This window comes from uncultured Nostoc sp. (genome assembly GCF_964245445.1).
GTDB lineage: Bacteria > Cyanobacteriota > Cyanobacteriia > Cyanobacteriales > Nostocaceae > Nostoc.
In genome coordinates, this window is record NZ_CAXTNE010000422.1 from 1 (window position 1) to 4729 (window position 4729).

4 protein-coding genes are annotated in these 4729 nt (G+C 43.5%); 3 read left to right on the forward strand and 1 reads right to left on the reverse strand.

All coding sequences use genetic code 11. The features are described 5' to 3' along the window. The first annotated feature begins 315 nt into the window (after positions 1 to 315). The 3 genes from ACFE90_RS36455 (at position 316) to ACFE90_RS36465 (ending at position 3607) form a co-directional block, all read left to right on the forward strand. Positions 316 to 1635: an acetyl ornithine aminotransferase family protein gene (locus ACFE90_RS36455; RefSeq protein ID WP_375507115.1), complete on the forward strand. Its 1320-nt coding sequence runs from the start codon at positions 316 to 318 to the stop codon at positions 1633 to 1635. 29 nt (positions 1636 to 1664) lie between these two features. Next, positions 1665 to 2561: an alpha/beta hydrolase family protein gene (locus tag ACFE90_RS36460; RefSeq protein WP_375507116.1), complete on the forward strand. Its 897-nt coding sequence runs from the start codon at positions 1665 to 1667 to the stop codon at positions 2559 to 2561. Between the two features lie 131 nt (positions 2562 to 2692). Beyond that, entirely contained in the window at positions 2693 to 3607 is a 915-nt protein-coding gene (locus ACFE90_RS36465) for a DUF1338 domain-containing protein (protein WP_375507117.1), read from the forward strand. 67 nt (positions 3608 to 3674) lie between these two features. Here ACFE90_RS36465 and ACFE90_RS36470 read toward each other — a convergent pair. Further along, positions 3675 to 4729, reverse strand: a 1055-nt coding sequence (locus ACFE90_RS36470; RefSeq protein ID WP_375507118.1) for a calcium-binding protein, incomplete at its 5' end; no start/stop codon positions are given.

The window sequence follows — 4729 nt, forward strand, 5'->3', positions numbered from 1 at the left end:
AACTTTTGGAGTCGCAAAAGCAACTAATGTGACTTGAAAACTAACTTTTGGAGTCGCAAAAGCAACTAATACGACTCTAAAACTAACTTTTGCGTAAGTCTAGCCTATTACCTGTTTTGTGGTTTAGCGGAAGATGAGACGCGATCGCAGAAGTTGTGTTATAAAAACGGGCAAAGTCTTACAAAATACGAAAATCTTTACTATAAAGCTTTTTCAGTAAATGCGTAATTTCTACAGCAATGGAATCAAATGCTACTGTAAGCAATCAAGCTTTAGCGTTTAATCATCAGTAATCTTTAAAAAATCGAAAAAATTATGTTAAGTATCCCTATTAATTTAAATTTACCTCGTACACCCCGTTTAATAAGTTCTTTGCCTGGGCCTCTTGCTCAAGCAATTGTACGACGCGATCGCGCCGTAACTTCTCCTTCTTACACCCGCGATTACCCATTAGTTGTATCTCGCGGCCAAGGGTGCATGATAGAAGATGTGGATGGCAATGTATTTCTGGATATGACCGCAGGTATTGCCGTTACCGCCACCGGACACGCCCACCCGGAAGTAGTCAAAGCAATTCAAGAACAGTCAGAACGTCTGCTGCACATGTCAGGGACGGATTTTTATTATGAACCGATGGTGGAACTAGCGGAACAATTAGCGATTCGCGCCCCTTTTCCCCAGCCACAGAGTAATAGTGGGTTTCCCGGAAAAGTATTTTTCACTAATTCCGGGGCAGAATCTAACGAAGGAGCAATCAAACTAGCTCGATATTACACCAAGCGATCGCTAATTGTAGCCTTCTTAGGTGCATTTCACGGACGCACTTATGGGGCAATGTCTCTGACTGGTTCCAAAGCAGTGCAACGAGCGAATTTTGGGCCTTTAGTTCCTGGGGTGACTCATATCCCCTACGGCACTCATGCTAGCTTAGATTACCTGGAAAAACAGTTATTTTGCACAATTTTACCACCGCAAGAAGTGGCGGCGATCATAGTCGAAGCGATTCAGGGAGAAGGTGGGTATATCGTCCCCGAAGATGGTTTTTTGGAACGGATTCGGGATATTTGCGATCGCCACGGTATTCTGATGGTAGTGGATGAAGTGCAAGCAGGAATGGGGCGGACTGGTCGCTTATTTGCGATCGAGCATTGGGGTGTGATGCCTGATATCATTACCACTGCCAAAGGTATCGCCAGTGGTCTGCCATTAGGAGCGATACTTGCCAGACCAGAGTTGATGACTTGGCCTCCTGGTTCTCACGCTACCACATTTGGCGGTAATCCCGTAGCTTGTGCTGCTGGTATTGCCACACTGCGACTGCTGGAAAGTGGTTTAATGACCAACGCTACTCAAATGGGAGAATTATTACAGGCTAGTCTTACCGAATTGCATCAAAGATTTCCTAGAGTATCGCCGCCACGAGGTAAAGGTTTGATGGTTGCGGTGGATTTATTAGATGAACAGGGTAATCTCGATCAGAAATTGCGCGATCGCATTATCCAAGAAGCTTTTTTACGAGGTTTATTATTGCTTGGTTGCGGTAAAGCAGCAATTCGTTTCTGTCCACCTCTAGTTATCGACAGCGACCAAATTCAGATAGCCCTTCAGATTATCAGCAAGGTGTTAAGCTGCTAAAGAAAATGGATTTAATCAGGATCTTGGATATGTCTAGTCTCAATTCATTAGAATTAGCAGGTGTACCTGTTCTGGTACGTCCACCTACCAATACAGACCGACCTGCTCCACTGATCATCCTCTGGCACGGCTTCGGGTCGCCTGACAGTGAAAAAGTACTTGCTGAGACATTGCCTTTAGAAAGCGTCGAAGCTTGGAAAGCCTATCTGGGACTACCGCTTTTTGGTGAACGGTTTCCAGAAGGCGGCACTGACGAACTTATGCGTCGCCAGATAGATGACTATGTACTCAAACTACTGCTACCAATAGTCGAACAAGCTACACACGAGCTACCAAACGTAGTTAAAGCGCTACAGGAGCGTTTCAGCATTGACCCGAACAAAGGCATTGGTTTGTTCGGCTTTTCAGCAGGTGGCTTTACAGCTCTACTGGCGCTATTAGAAAGTAAGATTCCAATTGCTGCTGCTGTACTAGCTGGAATAACTAAAGACCTACATACTGCTGTAAATAGTTATGAGCGGATTGTAGAAGAAACCTATTCTTTTCTTAAGGAACAGTACCCTTGGATAGAGGAGAAGCATAAAAAATATTCTTGGTCTGAGAAGTCAGAAGCAGCAAAACAACGCCTAGATTTTATAGTCCGTGCAGAAGAAATAACCAAAAGAAATCCTCTTCCCGCTACCCTATTCGTGCATGGTATGCAAGACGAGATATATGAGGTCAGCGATACAGAAAAACTTTATGCTGCGTTCTTAAGTGGGTATAAACAATTGAACCAGTCAGAACGGCTGTCGATGCAAACCTTCAGGTATCTGGCGCATTACATTAAACCAGTAGCAACAGATATTTCGCCAGAACAGCGCCAAGATATTACGATACTTCAAGAAACAGTCGCTAACTGGTTCAGCAAGTATCTGACTGTCTAATTAATAAAGACGCAGTATATAACTACATAGCCAGAGCATAAAAGAGCCACAATGCAGGTTATTAAATCCACACTCCTAAACATTCACTTGTGGAGAGATGGCGAATTATCTTTACTAATGACTAATGCTTTATGAAACCCGAAATTGCCCCTCATTTATGGAAATTACTTTGGCAAGAATACAGCGCCAGGGTAAATCATGCCCGTACCTACCAGCAAATGATTACTGCTGCGGGTGGGACTGTCGCCAACGACCACATCGCCTTTCGGTCTTTGCGTTTATTAGTAGATAGTCCACAGGGTAAAATTAACCTGGGAATTGACTATCTTGGGCAGCTTGTAGAAGCTTTAGGTTACATGGCGGCTGGAGAGTATAATTTTGCTCAAACCCATTTGTATGCCCGTTATTATCGTCATCCACAGCAAGAGAAATTTAACTTACCGAAACTGTTTATTAGTGAGTTGATTGTCGATGAATTGCCTGCTGATATTGCCCAACTCATCTCTAAAACAGTATCTTCAATTCCCTACGAATTCATCTCACCCCTTACTCTTCTACAAAAAGGAGGGAACATTGAAACCATCGCCCAACAACTCCAGCAAGTTTTTACTCGCCCTTGGTTACCTCCTGTGCGTTCTGTTGTTGAAGAGGTGAATCAGGTTACTCAGTATGGGGCTTGGGTATTGCTGCACGGTTACGCAGTCAACCACTTTACAGGCTACGTCAACGTCCAAAATACTCTAGAATATCCAGACATTGAAACCACTGCTAGTGGATTGGCTAACCTGGGTGTACCAATGAAAGCAGAGATAGAGGGAAATGTTACTTGTGGTTTGCGGCAAACTGCAACTCAAGCAGTAAGGGAAATGGTGACAGTATTAGATGATAATAATGGTACAGAAATTCAGATCCCTTGGACTTACGCCTATTATGAAATTGCCCAGCGCTATCTAGTAGAAGTGGAATCTGGAAAGCAGGTACTTTTCGATGCTTTTTTAGGAAGTAATGCCCAGCAATTGTTTGAAATGACTCGTCTATCTAAATAGCCCAGAGATTGTTCTGTAAAGGATTCAGTTCCGTGTTCCAAGCTTGAAACTCTATGTTTTAAGCAAACTATGCTTGCAAGATAAAATCAGATGCCGTCAGAGTTGGCGCACCAGTTAGAGTCGCAAATAGACCGCCACTGCCAAAACCAGCCACGCTGCCATTTTGGTTGTAGAATAACTGCCCACTCACAGGATCGTAGACAATTTTCGCTGTACTAGTCCCGGCTGAAGACGTGATTTTAAAATCACTCTTGTTACTAAAACCTGTTCCGGGAGTAGAAGCGATCGCATTAAAGGTAGTCTGATCTAAGATTATCTTGTCACCTTGAGAGGGTTTGAAATCACTAATGGTATCTACACCAACAGCAGAACTAACAAAGCAAGCATTGGTATTGTAAAGGAACTTGTCAGCACCCGCACCACCGACAAGAGTATCATTACCAGCACCGCCGATGAGAATATCATTGCCAGCGCCGCCTCGTAGCAAGTCATTGCCACTCAAGCCATTGATTTTGTCGTTACCCCCTTGACCATTAATCACATCATTGGAGTTATCAAAACCCGTGATGTTATTGCTTAAGTCATTGAAAAAGGTGACAGTGTTTTTGTTAAAAATGCTAGTTTGAGTGGAGTTGACATCAATGACATCAAAGCTATCAGTAATGCTAGTTTGCCCATCAAAAAGGATATTGCCGAGTGCAGGTCTTGAAGAATTTGCTGGCAGGTTATCCAGGTTTTCTAATTTAAAGTTTTGCAGAGTGACTTTGGTATTAGCCACATTTTCAAAAGTGACTTCTAAGTTGTTGCCTTTTTGAGTTAGTTGGAGATTTTGGGCAGTCAATCCCAAACCTATAAATTGCAGTGTGTCAACATTGGCAATTACAGCCGATGATGGGTTTGTGCCTTTACCTACGCCACTAAAATCGGTGATAATGTCATTGCGATCGCCAGAGGGAAATACAAACTTATCTTGACCACCGTTGCCTGTCAGGGTTTCGTTAACAGTTATGTTGTTGCTAGGTATGCCAAAGAGGGTATCTGCACCAGGAGTTCCAGTCAGCTTACCAGGGGTGCCGCCACTGCCGATGTTCTTCCCCCCAAATATTACATAGCTTTGCCCAG

Excerpts from the sequence above, each read along its gene's own strand:
- ACFE90_RS36455 (WP_375507115.1), top strand. The coding sequence starts at position 316 with ATGTTAAGTATCCCTATTAATTTAAATTTACCTCGTACACCCCGTTTA.
- ACFE90_RS36465 (WP_375507117.1), top strand. The coding sequence starts at position 2,693 with ATGAAACCCGAAATTGCCCCTCATTTATGGAAATTACTTTGGCAAGAA.
- ACFE90_RS36460 (WP_375507116.1), top strand. The coding sequence starts at position 1,665 with ATGTCTAGTCTCAATTCATTAGAATTAGCAGGTGTACCTGTTCTGGTA.